This is a genomic window from Enterobacter cloacae complex sp. 309I3, assembly GCF_050031595.1.
Lineage (GTDB): Bacteria > Pseudomonadota > Gammaproteobacteria > Enterobacterales > Enterobacteriaceae > Enterobacter > Enterobacter cloacae.
In genome coordinates, this window is sequence record NZ_JBLGWI010000001.1 from 1,480,806 (window position 1) to 1,502,622 (window position 21,817).

19 protein-coding genes and 1 pseudogene are annotated in these 21,817 nt (G+C 53.7%); 5 read left to right on the forward strand and 15 right to left on the reverse strand.

Going from position 1 to position 21,817, the window contains the following annotated elements; all coding sequences use genetic code 11:
* Positions 1-145: 145 nt before the first annotated feature.
* Entirely contained in the window at positions 146-1,498 is a 1,353-nt protein-coding gene (rhlE, locus tag ACQG22_RS06950) for an ATP-dependent RNA helicase RhlE (protein ID WP_310864436.1), read from the forward strand.
* A 210-nt stretch (positions 1,499-1,708) separates the two neighbouring features.
* On the opposite strand, the pseudogene ACQG22_RS06955 reads toward rhlE, so the two are convergent.
* Positions 1,709-2,020, reverse strand: a pseudogene (locus ACQG22_RS06955) (endonuclease domain-containing protein); the annotation flags it as partial.
* Positions 2,021-2,217: 197 nt separating this feature from the next.
* Between ACQG22_RS06955 and ACQG22_RS06960 the strand changes: the two are divergent.
* Entirely contained in the window at positions 2,218-3,339 is a 1,122-nt protein-coding gene (locus ACQG22_RS06960; RefSeq protein WP_369706377.1) for a PAAR domain-containing protein, read from the forward strand.
* Between the two features lie 640 nt (positions 3,340-3,979).
* Positions 3,980-6,157, forward strand: coding sequence for an ATP-dependent DNA helicase DinG (dinG, locus tag ACQG22_RS06965; RefSeq protein WP_369706378.1), 2,178 nt, complete (start codon positions 3,980-3,982; stop codon positions 6,155-6,157).
* Here dinG and ACQG22_RS06970 read toward each other — a convergent pair.
* The 5 genes from ACQG22_RS06970 to ACQG22_RS06990 all read right to left on the reverse strand — a co-directional run bounded on the left by ACQG22_RS06970 (position 6,144) and on the right by ACQG22_RS06990 (position 11,498).
* Positions 6,144-6,644: a fimbrial protein gene (locus tag ACQG22_RS06970; protein WP_038984985.1), complete on the reverse strand. Its 501-nt coding sequence runs from the start codon at positions 6,642-6,644 to the stop codon at positions 6,144-6,146. The two genes, dinG and ACQG22_RS06970, sit on opposite strands and share 14 nt — an antisense overlap.
* Before the next feature lie 10 nt (positions 6,645-6,654).
* Positions 6,655-7,638 carry a fimbrial protein gene (locus ACQG22_RS06975; protein WP_013097476.1) on the reverse strand — a complete coding sequence of 328 codons (984 nt, stop codon included), beginning with the start codon at positions 7,636-7,638 and terminating at the stop codon, positions 6,655-6,657.
* A gap of 23 nt (positions 7,639-7,661) precedes the next feature.
* Positions 7,662-10,157, reverse strand: coding sequence for a fimbria/pilus outer membrane usher protein (locus tag ACQG22_RS06980; RefSeq protein ID WP_426711496.1), 2,496 nt, complete (start codon positions 10,155-10,157; stop codon positions 7,662-7,664).
* Positions 10,158-10,228: 71 nt separating this feature from the next.
* Complete coding sequence (locus tag ACQG22_RS06985; RefSeq protein ID WP_058683724.1) at positions 10,229-10,903, reverse strand: fimbrial biogenesis chaperone; 675 nt, start codon at positions 10,901-10,903, stop codon at positions 10,229-10,231.
* A 61-nt stretch (positions 10,904-10,964) separates the two neighbouring features.
* Positions 10,965-11,498, reverse strand: a complete 534-nt coding sequence (locus ACQG22_RS06990) for a fimbrial protein (RefSeq protein WP_029882477.1) — start codon at positions 11,496-11,498, stop codon at positions 10,965-10,967.
* Positions 11,499-11,723: 225 nt separating this feature from the next.
* Between ACQG22_RS06990 and ybiB the strand changes: the two genes are divergently transcribed.
* Positions 11,724-12,686 carry a DNA-binding protein YbiB gene (gene ybiB, locus ACQG22_RS06995; protein ID WP_029882476.1) on the forward strand — a complete coding sequence of 321 codons (963 nt, stop codon included), beginning with the start codon at positions 11,724-11,726 and terminating at the stop codon, positions 12,684-12,686.
* 114 nt (positions 12,687-12,800) lie between these two features.
* On the opposite strand, the gene ybiJ is transcribed toward ybiB, so the two are convergent.
* The 3 genes from ybiJ to mcbA all read right to left on the reverse strand — a co-directional run bounded on the left by ybiJ (position 12,801) and on the right by mcbA (position 13,996).
* Entirely contained in the window at positions 12,801-13,061 is a 261-nt protein-coding gene (gene ybiJ / locus ACQG22_RS07000) for a DUF1471 family protein YbiJ (protein ID WP_013097471.1), read from the reverse strand.
* Positions 13,062-13,346: 285 nt separating this feature from the next.
* Positions 13,347-13,613, reverse strand: a complete 267-nt coding sequence (locus ACQG22_RS07005; RefSeq protein ID WP_013097470.1) for a DksA/TraR family C4-type zinc finger protein — start codon at positions 13,611-13,613, stop codon at positions 13,347-13,349.
* A gap of 116 nt (positions 13,614-13,729) precedes the next feature.
* Positions 13,730-13,996 (reverse strand): DUF1471 family periplasmic protein McbA, encoded by a 267-nt coding sequence (gene mcbA, locus ACQG22_RS07010; RefSeq protein WP_013097469.1) that lies wholly within the window; start codon positions 13,994-13,996, stop codon positions 13,730-13,732.
* Positions 13,997-14,239: 243 nt separating this feature from the next.
* Between mcbA and rlmF the strand changes: the two genes are divergently transcribed.
* Complete coding sequence (gene rlmF, locus ACQG22_RS07015) at positions 14,240-15,148, forward strand: 23S rRNA (adenine(1618)-N(6))-methyltransferase RlmF (protein WP_335280639.1); 909 nt, start codon at positions 14,240-14,242, stop codon at positions 15,146-15,148.
* 45 nt (positions 15,149-15,193) lie between these two features.
* Here rlmF and ybiO read toward each other — a convergent pair whose 3' ends face one another.
* The 6 genes from ybiO to rhtA form a co-directional block, all read right to left on the reverse strand.
* A complete protein-coding gene (gene ybiO, locus ACQG22_RS07020; RefSeq protein ID WP_129327601.1) occupies positions 15,194-17,407 on the reverse strand; it encodes a mechanosensitive channel protein in 2,214 nt (737 codons plus the stop codon).
* Positions 17,408-17,536: 129 nt separating this feature from the next.
* Positions 17,537-18,259 (reverse strand): glutamine ABC transporter ATP-binding protein GlnQ, encoded by a 723-nt coding sequence (glnQ, locus tag ACQG22_RS07025; protein WP_013097465.1) that lies wholly within the window; start codon positions 18,257-18,259, stop codon positions 17,537-17,539.
* Positions 18,256-18,915 carry a glutamine ABC transporter permease GlnP gene (gene glnP / locus ACQG22_RS07030; protein WP_003858462.1) on the reverse strand — a complete coding sequence of 220 codons (660 nt, stop codon included), beginning with the start codon at positions 18,913-18,915 and terminating at the stop codon, positions 18,256-18,258. Before glnP ends, glnQ begins: the two co-directional genes overlap by 4 nt.
* A gap of 93 nt (positions 18,916-19,008) precedes the next feature.
* Complete coding sequence (glnH, locus tag ACQG22_RS07035) at positions 19,009-19,752, reverse strand: glutamine ABC transporter substrate-binding protein GlnH (RefSeq protein ID WP_369706380.1); 744 nt, start codon at positions 19,750-19,752, stop codon at positions 19,009-19,011.
* Positions 19,753-20,113: 361 nt separating this feature from the next.
* Complete coding sequence (gene dps / locus ACQG22_RS07040; RefSeq protein ID WP_013097463.1) at positions 20,114-20,617, reverse strand: DNA starvation/stationary phase protection protein Dps; 504 nt, start codon at positions 20,615-20,617, stop codon at positions 20,114-20,116.
* Between the two features lie 299 nt (positions 20,618-20,916).
* On the reverse strand, positions 20,917-21,804 hold the full coding sequence (rhtA, locus tag ACQG22_RS07045; protein WP_013097462.1) for a threonine/homoserine exporter RhtA: 888 nt from the start codon (positions 21,802-21,804) through the stop codon (positions 20,917-20,919).
* Between the last annotated feature and the right edge of the window lie 13 nt (positions 21,805-21,817).

Below are 21,817 nucleotides of genomic sequence, written 5' to 3' on the forward strand. Positions count from 1 at the left end.
GAGGGAAGGTGGAGGGATATTTTATGCGCCACGTCACAAAAGCTGCTACACTCCGCCCCTTCGCGACATTGTGGTTTTTGTCCTCCTAATTGTTATATCTCCCTGAAAACTACACCTGTGATGGTCGGGGCGGTTCGGAGTTTTTATGTCTTTTGATTCCCTTGGCCTGAACCCGGAAATTCTGCGCGCGATCGCAGAGCAGGGCTACGTTGAGCCAACCCCAATCCAGCAGCAGGCGATCCCTGCCGTTCTGCAGGGCCGTGACCTGATGGCCAGTGCCCAGACCGGGACCGGTAAAACCGCAGGCTTCACCCTGCCACTGTTAGAGCTGCTGGTAAAAAATCAGCCGCACGCGAAGGGGCGTCGCCCGGTTCGTGCGCTGATCCTCACCCCAACCCGCGAGCTGGCGGCGCAGATTGGCGAGAACGTGCGTGATTACAGCCGCTATCTCAACATTCGTTCGCTGGTGGTTTTCGGCGGTGTGAGCATTAACCCACAGATGATGAAACTGCGCGGCGGCGTGGACGTGCTGGTGGCAACGCCGGGCCGTCTGCTGGATCTGGAACATCAGAACGCCGTGAAGCTAGATAACGTTGAAATTCTGGTGCTGGACGAAGCCGACCGCATGCTCGACATGGGCTTTATCCACGATATTCGCCGCGTGCTGGCTAAGCTCCCGCCGCGCCGTCAGAACCTGCTGTTCTCCGCGACCTTCTCCGACGAGATCAAAGCGCTGGCTGAAAAGCTGCTGCATAACCCGCTGGAAGTTGAAGTGGCGCGCCGCAACACCGCCTCTGAGCAGGTGACCCAGCACGTCCATTTCGTTGATAAAAAGCGTAAGCGGGAACTGCTCTCCCAGATGATTGGTCAGGGTAACTGGCAGCAGGTGCTGGTCTTTACCCGTACCAAGCACGGTGCAAACCACCTGGCGGAACAGCTGAACAAAGACGGTATTCGCAGTGCGGCTATCCACGGTAACAAGAGCCAGGGGGCGCGTACCCGTGCGCTGGCGGACTTTAAATCCGGTGATATCCGCGTGCTGGTGGCCACCGACATCGCTGCCCGTGGTCTGGACATTGAAGAGCTGCCGCACGTGGTGAACTACGAGCTGCCAAACGTGCCGGAAGACTATGTTCACCGTATCGGCCGTACTGGTCGTGCGGCGGCCACTGGCGAAGCGCTCTCGCTGGTCTGCGTGGATGAACACAAACTGCTGCGCGATATCGAACGTCTGCTGAAGAAAGAGATCCCGCGTATTGAAACGCCGGGGTACGAAGTGGATCCGTCCATCAAAGCGGAGCCAATTCAGAATGGTCGCCAGCAGCGTGGCGGCGGTGGACGCGGTCAGGGCGGCGGCCGTGGTCTGCAGCAGCCACGCCGTGCCGAAGGCGGTGCGCCTAAGTCGGGCAATAAACCGCCTCGCCGCGACGGCGAAGGGAAACCGGCAGGCGAAGGGCAGCGCCGTCGCCGTCCGCGTAAACCGGCTAACCCACAGTAATCTGGAAGCCCGGCCGTAAAGCCTAATGCCGTTCACTTAAGCCTCACGTGACTTAAAGCTGAACGGATATTTAGGCGGAACATAAAGCACCGAACGATCATGTCTTCGGTGCTTTCTTTTTTCCGGCAAAAAGAAGGATTTTACATTTTCCCTCATTCCTTTCAGATATTTAGGTATATTTACTGCTGTACCTTTACCGCAGACCCGGGCAACCATAGCCCTTAGATTCGTAACGCTAACACCGCATGTTGGCCCAACGAATCGGCCTCCCTCAGCAGTATTAGCAGAACGATGCCCCACAGTACGCACGCGCCCGGTGCTATGGCAGTGATCCAGCACGGCTGATGCAAGGCGCAGCAGCTTACCTGTCACCGCACTGCGGCGGTATTGATAATTCCATAAGAAGACACGGACAGCTGCCACGTCAGCGCGGCGCAGATCCAGCCGCCCCGAACCATTCATCAGGAAGCGATACACATCTTCGAATACAGCAGCATTTGTAATCCGTTCAGCCAACGGCATGTTGCCGAGATACTCCAGATAACCCACAGCCTCACTGTCAAAACGCAAAACAGGGGAATAAACGCCACAGAGGAAGGCAAATCGATATACAGCCCCTCTAATTACCTATCACTTTGTTACAACTGCTCATTTACTCACCACCGGCAAAAGCCTACACTTTTCTTAAGGATTTCAAACCAACACAGGGATAAAAATAAATGGCTATTGGTCACTACTTATTCAGGGGTGATAAAACGGTTTGCGGTGGTCGGATTATTGAAGGATGTATCGATCATCAGTTTTTTTCTAGAGACATGGCTTGTGAAGGGCATCAAGTGACATGTGGGAAACATGCTGGCAGATTCCGCATAGTGGGAGGGCTTGAAAACGATGAAATACATGGTAAAAGGATTGCCGGAACACTGCACAGCCGTAGCTCTTGCCCCTGCAAATCACGTTTTATCCCTTCTATCTTCGATACTTACGAATTTTCTACAGAGCCAGCGAAAGCCAACACCGCCCAATCTCACATCGTTGAGTTTCCCGTTCTCCCTGGCCCGATTGCAGATCCTAAAATTGATAGCTTTGCTGACACCTGCGAGCCAGAAGATAACCCGTTATTGAATGGTGTTTACATCTGGACTGAAACCACTGACGCAGGACACGCCTTTGTATCCGTACATCAGAATAATTCGATCTACGTATACACCTATGGGCGATTTGGTAGAAGAGGTCCAGCTAACTTTACAGGCGATGGAATACTCAACTTCTTTACCGGAGAGGATGCTCGTAGCTACTACCGTGAAGAACTTTATAAAGTTAATGCTCGGGTATTCAAGATTGATGATGCATCCGTAGCTGAGACACGCTCATTGTTTAAAAACCTTTGTAACTCAGGAGCAAAGCCAATCCCTACAGAGAAAATGGGTGAAAGAACCAAACTCAGGGGAAGAGTAATTGACGTCTATGATCTGACTGGTAGCAACTGTACAACGCATACTGTTCAGGTAATTCGTAAATCAGGCTCAAACGTTTTCGAAACAAGCTACACATCGACTACAACACAATTACCGATTGAAAGCGAGGAAGACTTTGCAGTGCCTTTGTCTCTACAAAATTATCTTATTCGCAAAAGCAGTAGCTTAAGTTCGATGCAAGTAACTGAAGTTACCAACGAATTCAAAGAACAGTATCCAAACATAGACAATTACACTGCTGGTGAAGAAAACGCTATAGAGAAAAACCTTGCAGCGGGAGCCTCAAAATTAGGTTCAGCGTCTGGTTATTCTGGCGGTACGGTTGGTGGCGTCTTGGGGGGGTCATATGACCTTGACGAGTAGAACAAAATTTATCATCCGATGGGGAAGCATAATCACGATTTCTTTCATTTACATAGCATCCATTTTGGTTATTGTTTTAGATTATGGGATAACGAGAAAATACACAGACATACTCAACGAAAAGACGATCACGATTGAAGCCTGTAATGCTGTGGTTGCTGAATTTGATCAGTATTACGACAGACTGATTCATGTTTCGCTCTTCGGTTACGTTGTTACTACCGTGTTGATTCTGCTCATTTTCAAGAAAGTGAGATAACCGCCAAAGGCTGGAGTGATCTAGCCTTGCCCCCTTATCCCTGATTTTAGGCATAACAAACCTAATGTCCGATTGGTGATATACGATCAAGCGGAGTGGCGAGACATCATTCGGGGTTATGTCATTACAACGTGGCTTATCAGGGCGCTCGTGCATCCTCAACAGGAACCGTGAGCCAGACGGAGACAGAGCCGCATATCGTATTCAGACATAAAAAATCCGGGTTTAGAGGGAATGAACCTGGATTGTCTCTTACTGGCAGGATCGTTCAAATACTATTAAACGATCGGCATTAGGCCGTAAAGCCGGGCTTTTCTTTTTGCGGTGACGAAAATAAAGTGCCACAATAGTGGCTGTTTATACAGTATTTCAGGTTTTCCGATGGCTTTAACCGCGGCGCTGAAAGCGCAGATTGGTGCCTGGTATAAGGCACTCCAGCAGCATATCCCCGACTTTATCCCCCGGGCACCACAGCGGCAGATGATTGCCGATGTGGCAAAAACGCTCGCCGGTGACGACGGGCGACATCTGGCGATTGAAGCACCAACCGGGGTCGGTAAAACCCTCTCTTATTTAATCCCGGGCATCGCTATTGCGCGGGAAGAACAAAAGACGCTGGTGGTCAGCACCGCTAACGTGGCGCTACAGGATCAGATCTTCAGCAAAGACCTGCCGCTGCTGCGCAAAATTATCCCCGAGCTGCGTTTTACCGCCGCCTTTGGCCGCGGACGTTATGTCTGCCCGCGTAACCTGGCGGCGCTCGCCAGCAGTGAGCCCACCCAGCAGGATCTGCTGGCGTTTCTTGATGACGAACTGACGCCAAACAACAAGGCGGAGCAGGAACAGTGTGCGAAGCTGAAAGCCGATCTCGACAGCTACAGGTGGGACGGTTTGCGCGATCACACCAGCCAGGCCATCGGCGATGATTTATGGCGCAGGCTCAGCACCGATAAAGCCAGTTGCCTCAACCGTAATTGTCACTACTACCGCGAGTGCCCGTTTTTTGTCGCCCGGCGGGAGATCCAGGAAGCGGAAGTGGTGGTCGCCAATCATGCGCTGGTGATGGCGGCGCTGGAGAGCGAGGCGGTGCTGCCGGAGCCGAAAAACCTGCTGCTGGTACTTGATGAAGGCCACCATTTGCCTGACGTAGCCCGGGATGCGCTGGAGATGAGTGCTGAAATCACGGCCCCGTGGTTCCGCCTGCAGCTCGATCTGTTCTGCAAGCTGGTGGCCACCTGCATGGAGCAGTTCCGTCCCAAAACCACGCCGCCGCTGGCGGTGCCCGAGCGTCTGAGTGAACACTGTGAAGAGGTCTACGGCCTTATCGCATCCCTGAACAACATTCTGAATCTGTATCTCCCGGCGACTCAGGAGGCAGAGCACCGTTTTGCCATGGGGGAGTTGCCGGACGAGGTGATGGAGATTTGCCAGCAGCTGGCGAAGCATCTGGAAAAGCTGCGCGGCCTGGCCGAGATGTTCTTAAACGATCTCAGTGAAAAGACCGGCACCCATGACGTGGTGCGTTTGCACCGTATTCTGCTGCAAATGAACCGTGCGCTGGGCATGTTTGAAGCGCAAAGCAAACTCTGGCGACTGGCCTCTATGGCGCAGGCGTCCGGCGCGCCGGTCACCAAATGGGCCACCCGCGAAGTGAGAGACGGGCAGGTACACCTCTTTTTCCACTGCGTGGGCATCCGCGTGGCCGATCAGCTGGAAAAGCTGATCTGGCGTAGCGTGCCGCACGTGGTGGTAACGTCAGCGACCTTGCGTTCCCTGAACAGCTTCTCGCGGCTGCAGGAGATGAGCGGCCTGAAGGAAAAAGCGGGGGACCGCTTCGTGGCGCTGGACTCGCCGTTTAATCACTGCGAGCAGGGCAAGCTGGTGATCCCACGCATGCGCTATGAGCCGCTTATCGATAACGAAGAGCAGCATATTGCCGAAATGGCCGCCTATTTCCGCGAACAGCTGGAGAGTAAAAAATACCCCGGCATGCTGGTGCTGTTTGCCAGCGGACGCGCCATGCAGCGCTTTCTGGAACATGTTACCGATCTGCGTTTACTGCTGCTGGTGCAGGGCGATCAGCCGCGCTATCGGCTGGTAGAGCTCCACCGCCAGCGCATCGATAACGGCGAGCGCAGCGTGCTGGTGGGGTTACAGTCGTTTGCGGAAGGTCTGGATCTGAAGGGCGACTATCTGACCCAGGTGCATATTCACAAAATTGCCTTCCCGCCCATCGACAGCCCGGTGGTGATCACCGAAGGAGAATGGCTGAAAAGCCTCAACCGCTATCCGTTTGAGGTTCAAAGTCTTCCGGCGGCGTCGTTTAACCTGATTCAGCAGGTGGGTCGTCTGATTCGTAGCCACGGCTGCTGGGGCGAAGTGGTGATCTACGACAAGCGTCTGCTCACTAAAAACTACGGTCAGCGCTTGCTGAATGCCCTGCCGGTGTTCCCGATAGAACAGCCGGAGGTGCCTGAAATAAAAAAACGCCCGGCAAAACAGACTGCCGGGCGTCGGAAAAGCATCCGTGCTAAGGGGCGCGGTCCTACTGGTAAGTAAAGGTGGCCTGAACAACGCTGTTGAAGGTACCCGCCGTCACAGGCAGGGCGGTAGCGTAATAGCGTGCCGCCATGGGAAAATCGGCGGTGTGGGTACCGGCGTCAATCACCACGCTAAAGCGGGCTTCGGGGGCAAGCACGATGTAATCCAGACGGTCGGCCAGCTCTAATGCCACTCCTTTGGCGGTGCCACTATTGGCGAATTTAAAGGGGTGGTCCGTATCGCGGGGGCCGTCAACGCTGATGGTGGCAACCGTCAGGGTGGGCGGACAATTGGTGAGCTTTAAATCGAAGTTTTTCCACGGGCCGGTGTCGCCGATATCCTTAAAATCACTGGCGACGGCCTGTCCCAGATCCACCACCATGTTCTGGCTGGCGCTGTCTACCTGGCAGGTGGTGTCGTAAATATTCCCTTCGATATTGAGCGTGACGTCGGTCGCGCCCGCAGAGAGGCTCGTCAGAGCGAGCAAAAGGGATAACGTTTTCATCTTCGCTCCGTTACTGGTATTCAAGATCGATGGTGGCAATCGTATTGGCTTTCCCCGCTGTGACGCTGGCATCCGTCTGGTAATACTGCACCGCGAAGGGGATCACATCCGGAACGCCTGGTTCGGCTCTTCCACCCACCGGGATTGGGTAGTCGTATTTAAGATCGACACCGTCAAGCAGCATTCTCACCCCTACGCCCGTGGCGCTGTCGCTGCCGGGCGTCAGGTTCAGGACATCTGCATACTGGCTGTTGATGCCATTTGCACTGGTTACCGAGGCCGTAAGATTGACCTCTTCGGTACAGGTGGCGGTGATGTTGAAATACTTCCAGGCCGTATAGCTGCCCACGTGGGTAAATTGCGACACCGGGAAATTGCCGAGGGTCACCGTCAGATTTAACGGATCAATAGAACAGGTCGCCGTTCTTTCGCTGACCGTGGCGGAATAGTGGCTGGTATTACGTGCACCAGAAATCCCCACAGAGTTAAAAACCCCGAATCCATAGGGATCCTGCGCGAGCGAAAGGGTACCGCTACCGATATGTGATGCCGTTTTGATTAACCGCTGGGTGTAGCTGAAAGAAAATGTTTGTCCGCTGTCGCTGCTGACCGTCCCAATGGGCGTGGCGGTTGTATCGCATGAGTACCCTTTGCCGCGAACGATCTGCCCGCTGCTGTTCAGAAGCTCAATGCCGATGCCGTCAACATTGGTGGTATACACGCCCGGCATGCCAGGCACTTCCGTTCCCGTTCCGTAATAGCAGGAAATAAGGGTGTGATTCGTCATCGTGCCGGTACAGCTGCCGTTAACGGTATGGGTCTTTGCCGAACCCGGGATGACGCCGCCAATATCGAGTGTTGTGGGTACAGAAAGCGTGCCCGCATCAAGGGTATAAGGCAGATCGGCGCTGTCACAGGAGGTTGCCGCCTGGGCATGCGGCACCAGACACGCGCTCGTGAGTAAAACCAGCAGTGCGAAGACATATCTACACATGTTCATTTTTTCCTCGGGAAGGGTCATACACACTGCGCCGTAACGTTAAGAACAGGGCCGTCGGCTTTGGTGGGCAGGTGATAAGTTGCCTTGCAATGGCTGTCGGCGGTTTTCCCCCAGCTGACGTTAACCGTACCTGTCTCGTGCATACCGGTGAGGTACACCTGCCCGCCGTCGCCTACGATAAATTCACCGTCCTGATGGGCCTGAGATGCCGTTGCGCCAAAGGGGATCGGGCGACCATCCGCGCGTTTTAGTATCATCAACACCCGACTGCCTACGTGGGTTTCATAATGTGCTCGCACGATGGCGCCGCGCGTTGGGGTCACCGTTTTGGCGGCCTGGTCGATATCGGCATTTTCCGGCAAGGTTTCGGTGTTCAGCGCGAGGGTGTTGTGACGGTATGGCGAAACGTACGGCACAATGGCATAGCCGCGAAAATCGGTGTTAATGCCTGTCTGATTGGTGACGTTGGTGTCGTCTGCGCCCGGCGCTTCGATCAGCGCAGCGGTCTCACCCATCGGCTGACCAAGGGTGATGCCATGCGCATGGGCGATTATGCTGCCCTGAAGACCGACATTGAGCTGTTGTTGCTGGTTATCCTGGGAATACCCGGCGCTCACTTCGCCGTAGGTGCCTTTATAATCGGCATTCAGACTGGTGCTGTCACCACTGCTCTGACTATGGCCCTGCTGAACCCCCCAACTGAGGTTATTACCGGCCAGCGCCGTGCCGTTCAGACCCACGCTTTGGGTTGTTTCGTGCTTCGTGCTGTTCAGGTTGTAGTTCACCCAGGTGTTGCTGAGCCAGCGATCGAGCGGAACGGAGACGTTAAATACAATCGTCTGCTCGCTGGTTTTCTCATTATTGTCATCCCCGCTGTCACGCGTGTTTTTATCCAGTCCGTAACTGAGACCGTAGCTGATCCCGTGCCAGGAGTTGTTGTAGCCGAGGTTCAGTGAGGTCATCCCCTGGCTTGAATTCCAGTAGTTCTCTTTGACCAGGCTTAACGTCAGGGAACCAAACGCCCCGCCCAGGGACTGGTCGACAGTCGCCTCCTCGCGGCTGCGGCGCGTGTCCGGCGTTTCCCAGTCGTCATTACGGGTATGGGAATCCAGCGTGTCCTGCAGGGTGTAGAACCCCTTGCTGTTATAGCGATAGCCAGCAATGGAAAAATGGGTACCGGTGGTGGCGAAATCTTTGCTGTAGCGGATGCGCCAGGAGCGCCCGCGGGTGGGATCCTGATCCTGCATCTCTGATTTGGCGTCGGTGACATCCACCGAAAAGGCCCCGAGATCGCCGATATTCTTGCCGACCCCCAGCGCCAGCGCATCGTAATACTGGCTTGCCTGCACGCCGCCGTAGACTGTAAAGCCGTAAGGCAATCCGTAGATTGCCGTACCCTGCATAAACGGGGTTTTTTCGACGTCGTTGTCATAGCTGCGATAGCGCCCCGCGGTGAGGCTGTATTTAAAGCGGCCTTCACGCTGCAACACCGGCACTGACGCATAAGGCACCACAAAGTGCTGTTCGCTGCCGTCCGTCTCTTTCACGGTGACGTTCAAATCGCCGCTTCCGCCGGTGGGGTAGAGATCGTTAATCTCGAACGCGCCGGGAGCGACATAGTTCTGGTAAATGACGTAACCATTCTGGCGAACGATAACCTGGGCGTTACTGTGCGCCGTACCGCGGATCACCGGCGCAAAGCCCTTCATGCTGTCCGGGAGCATGTCGTCATCCGAGGCGATCTGCGCCCCGGTGTAAGAGATGCTGTCAAACACATCGGAAGGGGAAGAGCTTTGGCCGAATGTGACGTTCCCGCCAAGGGCGATAATATCGCGCTGGGCGTAGGTATAGACCGAAGAAAACTGGCTCTCTGCGTCACCGTCACCGCTGGTTTTGCTCCAGGTGGAGTAGTTACGAAAACGCCACGCCCCGAGGTTAAGACCCGGACGCAGGTTAAGAAACTCGCTGCGCTGATCGCTACCGTTTTCACCTTTGCCGCGGTTGTTCCCGGCGGTGAAGCTGTAATTGAGCAGCAGGGCGTTAATTCCCTCGTCATACTCCTGCGGGTCGACGTAATCACGCGGTACCTGGGTAATCGCGGTCTGGGGAATGCTTAACAGCAACTGCTGCGGATTAACATGAAACGTTGCGCTGGCGGAGGGGATCACGCTCAGGTCAATACACTGCGCCTTATCGTCCTGCCCGAATTTTTCGGTATTAATACCGAAGCTTTTTAACTGGGCGGCGCTAAGGCACGGCTGCAGGGTTGATTTACCGCTGGCGTCTTTCTTCAGCGTGAACTCAATCTCTTTGCTTGCCACTTTATTATTGTTGACGTAAACGTCAACGTGATATTTACCGGGAGCCTGACCGGGACCAATCTCATAAATACTGAGGTCGGTTTTACCCTGGCCTGGGTTATCAATATCCAGTAGCGCTGGGTTGAAATAATCATCGGCCAGCACTTTTTGCACGCACACACCCAACAGCGTGCAGCCCAATGCAATAAGCATTGAGCGTCCGTGCTGTTTGGGTGGTTCGGTGGAGTAGTCCCAGCTCATAATAATTTTCGCTATTCCAGACGTTATTTAATCTGTGCGCTATAGGACTGGCTAATACCGCCGTAATCATTGATGATTTTCCAGGTCACGGTGTGTGCTGTAATATTTCCTGGTGTCGCGAAATGGGTTTCACTTTTTGGGCCGGCATAGGTGGCTTTATCGACCTTTTTACCGTCGAGCGTTATTTCCTGGAAATTCATATAAAACGGCGTGGGGTTTTCGACAATCAGCTGGTTTCCCCGGGTGTGCCAGGATAATTGCGTGGCGACATCTTCCGGTTTTCCGGTAATACCTGACGGGCGATAAAGCAGCTTAATGCGGGTTTTAATCGCAATCTGCAGCGTATTAACGCTCTCATTGCGCGCAGAAGAGGGTATGGATTTAATATTCAGCCAGAACAGCGATTCGCGATCGGCAGGTAAGTTTTCCCCGGTTCTGATGATGCGCAGAACGTTCTCTTGCTTCGCATCAAGGCGAAACAGCGGCGGCGTGATCAGGAACGGTGCTTTCTCACGTGCGTTATCTTCCGTCTCGACCCATGACTGCACCAGATAATCGAGATTGTCCGGGTTGGTGATCCCAATAGAGGATTCTTTTTTACTTTCTGGGTAGACCACGCGTGTGCCGCCAATGGTAATACCCGCATGGGCAACGGAGGCAATAAATAAAAAAGAGGAGGCCAGAAGATATTTTCGCATAGTGACACCGTAATAAAGCAATAACAGATATTAGCCACTGGGGTAGCTAATATCTGTTTTATTAGTTGTAAACGATAGTGAAGGTAGACGCGGCATTCGCCAGTCCGGCAGACACCGTTCCTCCGGTCTGGATATAACGTGCGCCAAACTGCAGATCGTTTGTTGTGGTACCTGGCGTGAGCGTATACGCAGCAGAGGCCGTATATAAGCTCAGTGGATTTTCCGTTTTATCCAGCAACTGAACACCCACTCCTGACGCCGAACCGGTTCCTGATGTCACAGCAAGAATATCTTTGTTGTTACTGTCAGGCGTCCCGCCGAATGTCACCGAGGCGCTGGTAACCGTTTCAGGACAATCTTTTAACTGAATACTAAAGCGGGTTGTCGAGGTCGTCGAACCACTTCCGGTAAATGCAGATTTAGACACCTTACCTAATGAAACATTAAGCGGATTGCTTAAACCGTTTACCACAGTACATGCAGAATCAATAATCTCACCTGTGAAATTAATTTGACCTTCACCACTGGACGCAAATACAGAAACGGAAGCACACGCCATCCCGGCGGCGATCCCCGCAATAATCATTTTTTTCATTTAAATCCTCTGAATGAAAGTATGGCACTTCAGGTATTAATCATCACGTGGCTGATTAATTCGGCATGAACTATCGCTGAGAACTATTTTTCGTTCAATTTATCTTCAGACCATTTTTACCCTCGAAGGGCGTTTGTCAGGGTGTCGGGAGAGAAAGGAAAATGATTACCCGCCAGGCATTTATCAGGGCTATAGTATCTGCAAAGAGCCGCAAGGAGAGATGTCGTGGACTATCGTAAAATTATCAAAGAGGTAGGGCGGGGGAAAAACCATGCCCGCGACCTGGATCAGGAAACGGCCCGTGCGCTGTATACCCATATGCTTAACGGCGACGTGCCCGATCTGGAGATGGGCGGTATCCTGATTGCGCTACGCATTAAAGGTGAAGGCGAAGCGGAGATGCGCGGTTTCTATGACGCGATGCAGGCGCAAACGCTGCGCTTAACGCCACCGGTAGCCAGACCGATGCCGATTGTCATCCCTACCTACAACGGCGCGCGCAAACAGGCGAATCTGACGCCACTGCTGGCTATTCTGCTGCATAAGCTCGGGTTCCCGGTAGTTGTCCATGGCGTTAGCGAAGATCCGACTCGCGTCCTGACGGAGACCATTTTCGGCATGTTAGGTATCGAGCCGACCCTGCACGCCGGACAGGCACAGGCAAAGCTGGATGGTCATCAGCCGGTCTTTATTCCGGTCAAGGCGCTCTGTCCACCGCTGGAAAAACAGCTGGATATGCGCTGGCGCATGGGCGTGCGCAACAGTGCGCACACCCTGGCGAAACTGGCGACGCCGTTTGGTGAAGCGGATGCCCTGCGCCTCTCCAGCGTATCGCACCCGGAGTATGTCACGCGGGTGGGCAAGTTCTTTGAAGATATCGGCGGCAGGGCGCTGCTGATGCACGGCACCGAAGGGGAAGTTTATGCCAATCCGCAGCGCTGCCCGCAGCTGGTGCTGATTGATGCCGCCGGCACGCGACCCGTGCTGGAGCGGGGTGAAGAGAATGTAGATGTGGTGTTGCCGGAGGCAAAAGATCCGCACACGACTGCGCACTGGATTGAGCAGTGTCTAGCCGGCAATGTCCCTGTTCCGCACGCCCTTAAGCTGCAGATGGCCTGCTGCCTGCTGGCAACCGGAGAAGTGGAGTCTGTCCAGGCGGGGTTAGCCCGTGTGGAACAGGCGTTTTAGGCAAAAAAAAGCCCGTCCAGTGGCGGACGGGCAAGCAAGGGTAACAACAGGGTCAATGAGGGTTGGAGCAGCTCACCAGAGGGTATGGTGAGGGTGGAGCATTAATTCAGTCGATTATTTGTAGATAACCGCAGTGCCGCTCAGCTTGTTATTGCCGTTAGCGGAGGTAATGGTGTATCCGCTTGCACCGGCCGCTGCGGCTTTCTCAGCCAGTTTGGCTTCCAGACCGTCCAGCGTGGTTGCGCCATCAGCACTCACCACACCCACTTTATTCATGTTCTGTGCCTGAGCAGAAGAAACGGGCTCTACAGCGAAAGCGCCAAAAGACAGAGCGGACAGGGCAACAGCAGCAACAGCATATTTGATGGTTTTCATAATTAATCTCTCGCAGGTTTTTCTGTTAAGGGGACGATGTTCCGTCGATGTGATAAGTATCACGTTTTTTTTCGGCAGATAAAATCGAAGAGAATTGACGTGGTTGCTCAAAAAAATTGAATGACAAATAACTTATTGAATATTAATAAATTCAGAAGGGCAATTTACAGTTCTTGTCGCTCCGGTTTACAGACGCATGATTCATGGCACATTTTGCTACGCGCCTGTTAAAAAATCGTGAGCGTAAAGGAAATCGCTTGCGCGGTGAACTTCGGTAAAGGAAAGTCAACGTAACTGGCTGTCTTTCGATCCTCTGCGATTATATCCTGAATGTGATTTGTTTTTTGAATCTTTATTCTGCTGGCAGGAGACGCATAACCGTACTCCGGGCATGGCTTTACGGCGCGCTTCCGGAATCGTTTCTCCGCACTCTTCACATTCCGTTAAACTTTCACCGCGCGGAATTTCACCGCGAGCACGGGCAACGGCATCTTCAATGGTACTGTTGATCTGTTCGTTAACGGCGTCATCATTCGCCCATCCGGAAGCCATGGCTTATCCTCACGTTCGGTGTGTATCTTATTCATATGGGGTCAAAAAACGTACAGTCAAGACGGGGGTGAGAACTGCATCTGTCAGCCAGATGCAGTGGTTCTCGGAAGGGGAACTTATTTATAGATGGTTGCTGTGCCATACATATGGTTATCGCCGCCAGCGGAATTCACCACGAAGCCTTTCGCACCTTCTTCGCGCGCTTTTTCGGCCAGCTTGTTTTGCAGATCGTCAAGGTTACTTGCACGGCTTACCGAGACGGTGCCTGCGGGGCGCAGCTGGCTGGTATCGGTACTTTCGGTCAGTGACTGAACGGCCATGGCAGAAAATGACGCACTCGCCAGCGCGCCAGCGATAACAACAAGAGTCAGGTATTTTTTCATAATCACATCCTCAGGGGGAAACAACAGGTGATTCCCTTTAAGTTTAGAAGCCTGACGAGTGTGATTTAGCGCAAAAATTTGATGATGATCTGCTTATTTTTTGAACGATATAAATTGACAATTCGCTGACAGATCAGCGACATAAAGATCACTGATTTATGGCGTTTTTTTGCGCACAGCAGAGAGATATTTACCGTTGCTCCCGCACAGGGTATCTTACGCCGCTGTTTAAAGGAGAATGCCATGACTTCCAAGCCGGGATTACACCCGCGAAATCGCCACCGCAGCCGCTATGACATGAAGGCGCTATGCCAGAGCTGCCCTCCGCTGCAGGACTACATCGTGCAGACCCCAGCCGGTGAGCCTTCGGTCAACTTTGCCGACCCGCAGGCGGTAAAAATGCTGAATAAAGCCCTGCTGGCGCATTTTTACGGCGTTACGCACTGGGATATCCCGGAAGGCTTTCTCTGCCCGCCCGTGCCGGGGCGTGCCGATTATCTCCACTATCTTGCCGATCTTCTGGCTGACGATCGTGGCGGCGTTATTCTTCAGCAGGCCACGGTTCTGGATATTGGGACCGGCGCGAACCTGATTTATCCGCTCATCGGCGTGCATGAATATCACTGGCGCTTTACCGGGAGCGAAATTGGCGCTGAGGCGTTTGCCAGCGCGCAGGCGATCATTAATGCCAATCCTGGCTTAAGTCGGTCTATTCGCTTACGCCGTCAGAAAGATGCCGCCTCTATTTTCAACGGCATTATCCACAAGAACGAGCACTACGACGCCACCCTCTGCAACCCGCCATTCCATGATTCAGCGGCTGCCGCCCGCGCCGGGAGCGAACGTAAGCGTCGCAATCTGGGTCAGGCTGAAGATGGCGCGCTCAACTTCGGCGGCCAGCAGCAGGAGCTGTGGTGCGAAGGGGGCGAGGTGGCGTTTATCCTGCGCATGATCGCGGAAAGTAAACAGTTTGCCCGCCAGGTGAAATGGTTTACCACCCTGGTTTCGCGCGGCGATAACCTGCCGCCGCTCTACCGCGCGCTGACCGAAGCCGGTGCCGTGAAGGTGGTGAAAAAAGAGATGGCGCAAGGACAAAAACAGAGCCGCTTTATTGCCTGGACGTTTATGGATGATAACAAACGTCGCAAATAGCACGCCGTCGTAAGCCGGGTAAGGCGAAGCCGCCACCCGGCTCGGTTACAGCGTCGGCTCCTGGGGAGGGAGCGGCGAGGCGGGCGGCGGCAGCACCTGATACGTCTGCACCGGCATACGCACATCCGCCAGATCAAAGTGTTTTTTCACCATGCTGTCGAGGGCAAAACGTACCGTCCACTGTTTGAGCGGCTGGGTGGTGAACGACACGCGCAGGGTAAAGGCGGTGTTGGTCAGCCCGACAATACCGGCAAACGACGGCTCGCCAATCACCAGGCCGCGAATATCCTCTATGGCCATCATCTCATCTACCGCATCCCGCAGCGCCTGTTTGGCTTTATCGGCATCTTCATGACGATCGACATCGTAATTTGCCACCACCGAGCCAATACCCCGGACGAAGTTGGCGAAGGTGGTAATCGATGACCACGGAATAATATGGTACGCCCCGGTGTCCTGGCGCACGCCGACGGATCGAATCGACATTCGCTCAACGGTGCCGGTCAGCGGCCCGATGGTCACCAGATCCCCGGTGTTCATGCCGTTTTCAAACTGAATAAAGATACCGGTGATAATGTCCTTCACCAGCGTCTGCGAGCCGAAGGAGATAGCCAGACCCAGCGCACCCGCACCGGCCAGCAGTGGCGCGATATTCACGCCAATTTCCGAAAGCACAATCATAATCGTGATGGTACTGATGATAACCGCCAGCGCGTTGCGGAACAGGGTGAGCAAGGTGCGGGCACGCGCGCTTGGCAGCGGCCTGCCGTGAATGTCAGAGACCAGGCGGTTCTCAATCAGGCTGGCCAGCAGCGTCCAGCCTACGGCAGAGAAGAACAGGATCAGCGCGATACGAATTAAAATATCAACGGTCTTTTCCCCCGCGCCGTTGTGCAGCCAGTTCCAGAAATCGAACAGTCCCCAGGCATTGAGCAGCAGCATAATCGCCACACAGACGGTGAGAATGCGCGCCACCTTCAGTGAAACCGAGAGCCAGCCGTTCACCCGTTTTTGCAGCTCCGGGTAATTGCGCTGGACCTGAGCAGACAAGGTAATGGTTTTCGATAGCCAGCGAGAGAGCAGGCCGGAAACAAAGGCCGCGACGCCAATAATGGCCAAGCTTTTAAACGTGGCACCCATCATAAATTTCAGACTGTTGCCGGGATCGAACAGCGAGAAGAAGCACAGCACAATGAAGTAAGCGCTGGCCAGCCAGTGCCACACCAGGGCAAAAGCGCGAATAAAGAGGCTAAAGAACGAAAGGGAACGGTCGGCCAGATGCAGCAAGCTCTCGGTGATCGTCTTTTTGTTATGGAAGATGAGGTAGAGCGCCCAGACGGTAATGCAGATCATAATCAGCACATTCGCCAGCGCACCAGACTGGACGTTCACCTGGTTGGAGATGATTGGCACGGCAACCAGCAGACCATAACCAATCAACCCGCTGAGCACGCTCAGACGCAGCGCCCAGTATCTGGCGCTGCTATCCCGAATAGTGAAAGGGCGAAGATCCGGCACGCGTGGGCAAAATATCAGCCGCAGCAGCGCTTTAAAGAACTCAATTACGGCGAAGGCGTTCAGGAACAGCGCCTGCTGGAAGGCGATAGTTTTGTTGCCGGTATTCAGCCTGTCGGCCAGCAATTGCCCTGTAAACAGCGTCAGCGCCAGCAGCAGTAAATCAATGATAAACGCGGTGGCGATCATCAGCGGCAGATGCAACCAGCTGCTTTTCTGCTGATTCTTCTTGCGACCCCATTGCCCCATTTTTCGGTACAGGGGCCACGCACACAGGCGCACCAGCCAGTAAAAAATGAAGACGGCGGACGCCAGCAGTAAAAATTGCGTGGCAGCCGCGGTAAACGTCCGGGGGTTAAAGGGCTTGTGCGAAGAGCCCATCAGGTTGCGATAGAGCTGGGCAAAGCGCGAGGAGAGGGCATCGGCATAGTGGCGGCTAACCTCGGTCACATTTTCCAGCACCGTTTTTTGCTCTTCTACCGGCGGCGGAGTGATGGTTGGAACGGGATCCTGGGGCGGTGTGGCGGCAATTTTTCGCAGCTGATCGACTAACTCTTGCCTGGAGGTGTCGTTTTCCAACACATCGGCAAGGGCACTGTAGGCGGCTTTTTTCTCTTCTGCATCCGGTTCCGGTGGAGGCGTTTTTTGCTGCGCAGTGGACGTTCCGGTAGTGACGCCGGGGATAGCAACGGCTATCGATGGCGCACTAAACAAGCTAAGCAACAACAGCAGGATCCACGGCACGGTGCCCTCCGGTGAAAATGTCGAACAAAATGATAAGTATAGAGGGCAGGGAGCGGAGGGCGTGTTTTGGGAACAATCTGGCGTAAAAAAGCCGGGCATGCCCGGCTTTGTATTTCAGAGGTCTGGCAATCAGGAGACGTGCTGCAGGAACTCCTGCAAACGCTGGCTTGGCGGGTTTGCAATCAGCGCCTGCGGGTTACCGTCTTCTGCGATACGGCCTTTATCAATGAAGATAAGGCGGGACGCTACTTTCTCGGCGAAGCCGATTTCGTGGGTCACGATCACCATCGTCATGCCCTCTTCGGCCAGATCCTGCATGACTTTCAGCACCTCGTGGCGCAGCTCCGGGTCGAGTGCGGAGGTTGGCTCATCAAACAGCATCATTTTCGGTTTAACCGCCAGCGCGCGGGCGATAGCCACACGCTGCTGTTGTCCACCGGAAAGTTCAGAAGGGTAGTGGTGAGCACGTTCTGCGAGGCCCACTTTCGCCAGCAGATCTTTAGCCAGCGCTTCCGCCGCCGCTTTGTTGGCACCGCGTACGCGCAGCGGGCCAAACATCACGTTTTCCAGCGCCGTCAGGTGCGGGAACAGGTAAAACTGCTGGAACACCATGCCCGCTTCCTGACGAATCAGACGGTCATCCACTTTTGGATCATTTACCTTCAGACCATCGACGATCAGATCGCCACTGGTGATCTCTTCCAGCTTATTGATGCAGCGCAGCAGCGTGGATTTACCGGAGCCAGAGGGCCCGATAATGACAACCACTTCACCCTGTTTGATGCTCAGATCGATATTGTGCAGCACCTGGGTTGGACCAAAGTGCTTGGATACGTTTTTAAATTCAATCACAGGATTTTCATCCTTCTTTCAAGACGACGCAGAACGAAGCTCAGAACCAGAGTGATAATCAGGTAGACAACGGCTACCGCACTCCAGATTTCCAGCGCACGGAAGTTGCCAGCAATGATCTCCTGGCCCTGGCGGGTCAGTTCAGCAACGCCGATAACGATGAACAGCGACGTGTCTTTGATACTGATGATCCACTGGTTGCCCAGCGGCGGCAGCATGCGGCGCAGCGCCAGAGGCAGAATTACGTGACGGATGGTTTCGCGACGCGAAAGACCTAACGCCAGACCCGCTTCACTGAAGCCTTTATGAATCGACAGCACCGCACCGCGCGTAATTTCCGCGATGTAGGCACCTGAGTTGATCATAATGGTCACGACGGCGGCGCTGAACGGGTCGATGCGCAGGTCGGTGAAGGCCATTGGCAGGGCGAAGTAGATGAACATGACCTGTACGACAATAGGCGTGCCGCGGATCACTTCGATGAAAACCAGTGCGATGTGGTTTGCAATCCAGCCACCGTAGGTGCGGGCGAAACCGGCGACAAGACCGATAATCAACCCGCCAACCAGACCGAGGACCGAAATCCACAGGGTCATTTTAGCGCCTTCAAGCAAGAGAGGAATGGCAGGCCAGATGGCGCTCCAGTCAAACTGCATGATGTATTCCTGTATACCGTGGTGAAAAACGAAAAACGTAGGCCCGGTAAGCGTGAGCGTCACCGGGCGTTACAAACCTGAATTCAGGTAAAATTATTTAGGCTCGGTACCGAACCATTTTTTGTAGGTTTCGTTATACGTGCCGTTCTCTTTCAGGGTTTTCAGCGCGCCGTTAACTTTCGTACGCAGGTCGTCGCTGCCTTTCGGGAAGGCAATACCGTACTGCTGTGCTTCCAGAGACTCACCTACCGCTTTGAACTTACCGTTGCCTGCGGTTTTGATGAAATAGAGGATGTTAGGCGTATCGTGCAGAACCGCGTCAGCACGGTTGGTACCAAGTTCCATATAGGCGTTATCGATGTTCGGGAACTGGCGCAGATCTTTGGTTTTGATGTTCGCTTTCGCGTAATCAACGGAGCCGGTGCCGCTCTTCACCGCCACCACTTTACCGTCGAGATCTTTCACGCTTTTAACATCGTTATTGTCAGCTTTGACCATCACCAGCAGGCCGCTTTTGTAGTAGCCGTCAGAGAAGTCGATCGCTTTTTTACGCTCATCAGTAATGGTGATGCCTGCGAGAGCCAGGTCTACGTTTTTGGTTTGCAGTGCCGGGATGATACCGCTGAAGTCCATTGGCTTCAGGGTGTAATCCAGTTTGAGTTCTTTTGCGATTGCGGCCCACAGATCCACATCAAAACCAACGTATTTATCACCCTGTTTGAATTCAAACGGAACAAACGCCGTGTCGGTGGCTACAACCAGTTTATCGGCGGCCTGAGAAGAGACCGCAAAAGCCAGGGTAAGTGCAGCCAGTGAAACTTTTAATACAGACTTCATAGCATTTCCTTTTATATCCACGGGGCGATCCCCTGCGAGAACGACAGGCACAATGAAAAAATCGTGCCAACTTTACAAGCTGTTGTTTTGCAAAGGGGAGGATGTCATGCATTGCACAATAAACGTGGCAATGATGTCTGATTGCACCAAGGTGGAGCACCGTTTTGGTGCGCGTCGTTTGGCTCAACTGACGGGGAGATATTTAGCGCAAATAATGATGAAAAAACAATCTTCCGTTAACGGTTGTGTGAGGTGATTATTACATTTCTTTCACTTTTGCAGCGTCTCAGTGGAAAAGTGTGCACCATAAATGTGCAAAACCCTCACCAGAGGCGAGGGTTTGATAGAAAATTCGTATGGATTATTCGATGTTAGATTCGATAAACCACAGGAATTGATCCAGGTCGCGAGACGCGGCGGTGAAGATGTCCGCAGTATCTTCGTCTTTTGCCTGGCTAATCGCTTTACGCACGTCGTTAGCCACAATCGCATAACGGTCTGCCAGCTCTTTCAGGTGATCCTGAACGGTGTGAATATCCAGCGGATAGCTTTTCAGTGGCGTTTTGCTGTTAATCACCTGCGTGGTACCCAACGCCACACCGCCTAACTGCACGGCGCGTTCGGCCATGGTGTCCAGGTGGGTGACCAGTGCTGTGCGGAAGCCATCCAGCATTTCATGAACGGCAATAAAGTTTGCACCGCGCATATTCCAGTGGGCCTGTTTGGTGATCAGCGAAAGATCGATGAACTGGATCACCTGGCGATTCAGCAACTCAATCGTTGCTTTTTTGTCGCTGTCCGATACATCGTTACGGGTATAAAGCAGATTAGACGCTTTCGTTTTCACCAGTTTAGCGGTACTCATAATCTCATATCCTCTTGATGTTTATGTCCCAGGTAATTACGGAACTAAGTATAGCACCGGATTTTTTCCCTGCGGTTTGGCTGTGCCTATTGGTTTAATAGTAAGAAGGGAGTTGAATTATTAACTGGTTGAATTGTATGGTATTTTTTAAAATTGACACAGATCAATCTTAATTCTCTATTTCCCATTAAGGGTGAGGGAAATATGACTTTTCGATGGCGAAGAATGTAAGAAATTATAAATAATACAGAACTGGCCTTTATTCTGCATGGCACCGAGGCCATGCAGAATATACGGTATTAGCGGATGTCCACTTTCTCAACTTTTGGCTCAGGGCGCATGGTGAGCGTTGATCCCATCGACGCCGCAATAATGGAGCACAGCGCCAGCGTCTGGGTAAATGTGAGGGTTTCCCCAAGGAATACCATACCGGAGATGGCGGCCAGTGCAGGCTCCATGCTCATCAGGGTACCGAAGATGCGCGTCGGCAGCCGCGTGAGGGCAATCATCTCCAGTGAATAAGGCAGAGCCGTTGAGAGGATGGCGACAGCAAAACCCACCGGCATCACTGACCACTGCCAGATAGAGTCTGTCGCCTGAGCCATACCCAGCGGAACAAAGATGATGGCGGCAATGAGCGAGCCCAGCGCGACGGTCGCCGGGCCGTGCTCTTCGCCGGCGCGCTGACCCGTGAGGATATACACCGCCCAGCAGGCTCCGGCGCCCAGAGCCAGCGCGGCACCCGTCAGGTCGATTTCAGAGACGCTCTGGCCCAGTGGCAAGAGGAACCACAACCCCAGAACCGCTAGCACCACCCAGATAAAATCGACAGGCCGTCGGGAGGAGAAAAGGGCCACCGCCAGCGGGCCGGTAAATTCCAGCGCGACGGCAATCCCCAGCGGAATGGTCTGGATAGAGAGATAGAACATATAGTTCATGGCCCCCAGCGCCAGCCCGTAGAAAAGCAGCGGGAGGCGCTGTTCTTTTTTGACGCGCAACCGCCAGGGTTTAAAAATGACCACGAGGATCAGGGTACCCAAAGCGATACGCAGGGCAGTCACCCCCGGTGCGCCTACCAGTGGAAAGAGCGATTTCGCGAGGGACGCGCCACTCTGTATGGACAGCATCGCAATCAGAATTACAGCAACCGGCATCCAGACCGATGACGTGCGGGATATCCCTGGCATCCTTTCTCCTGTC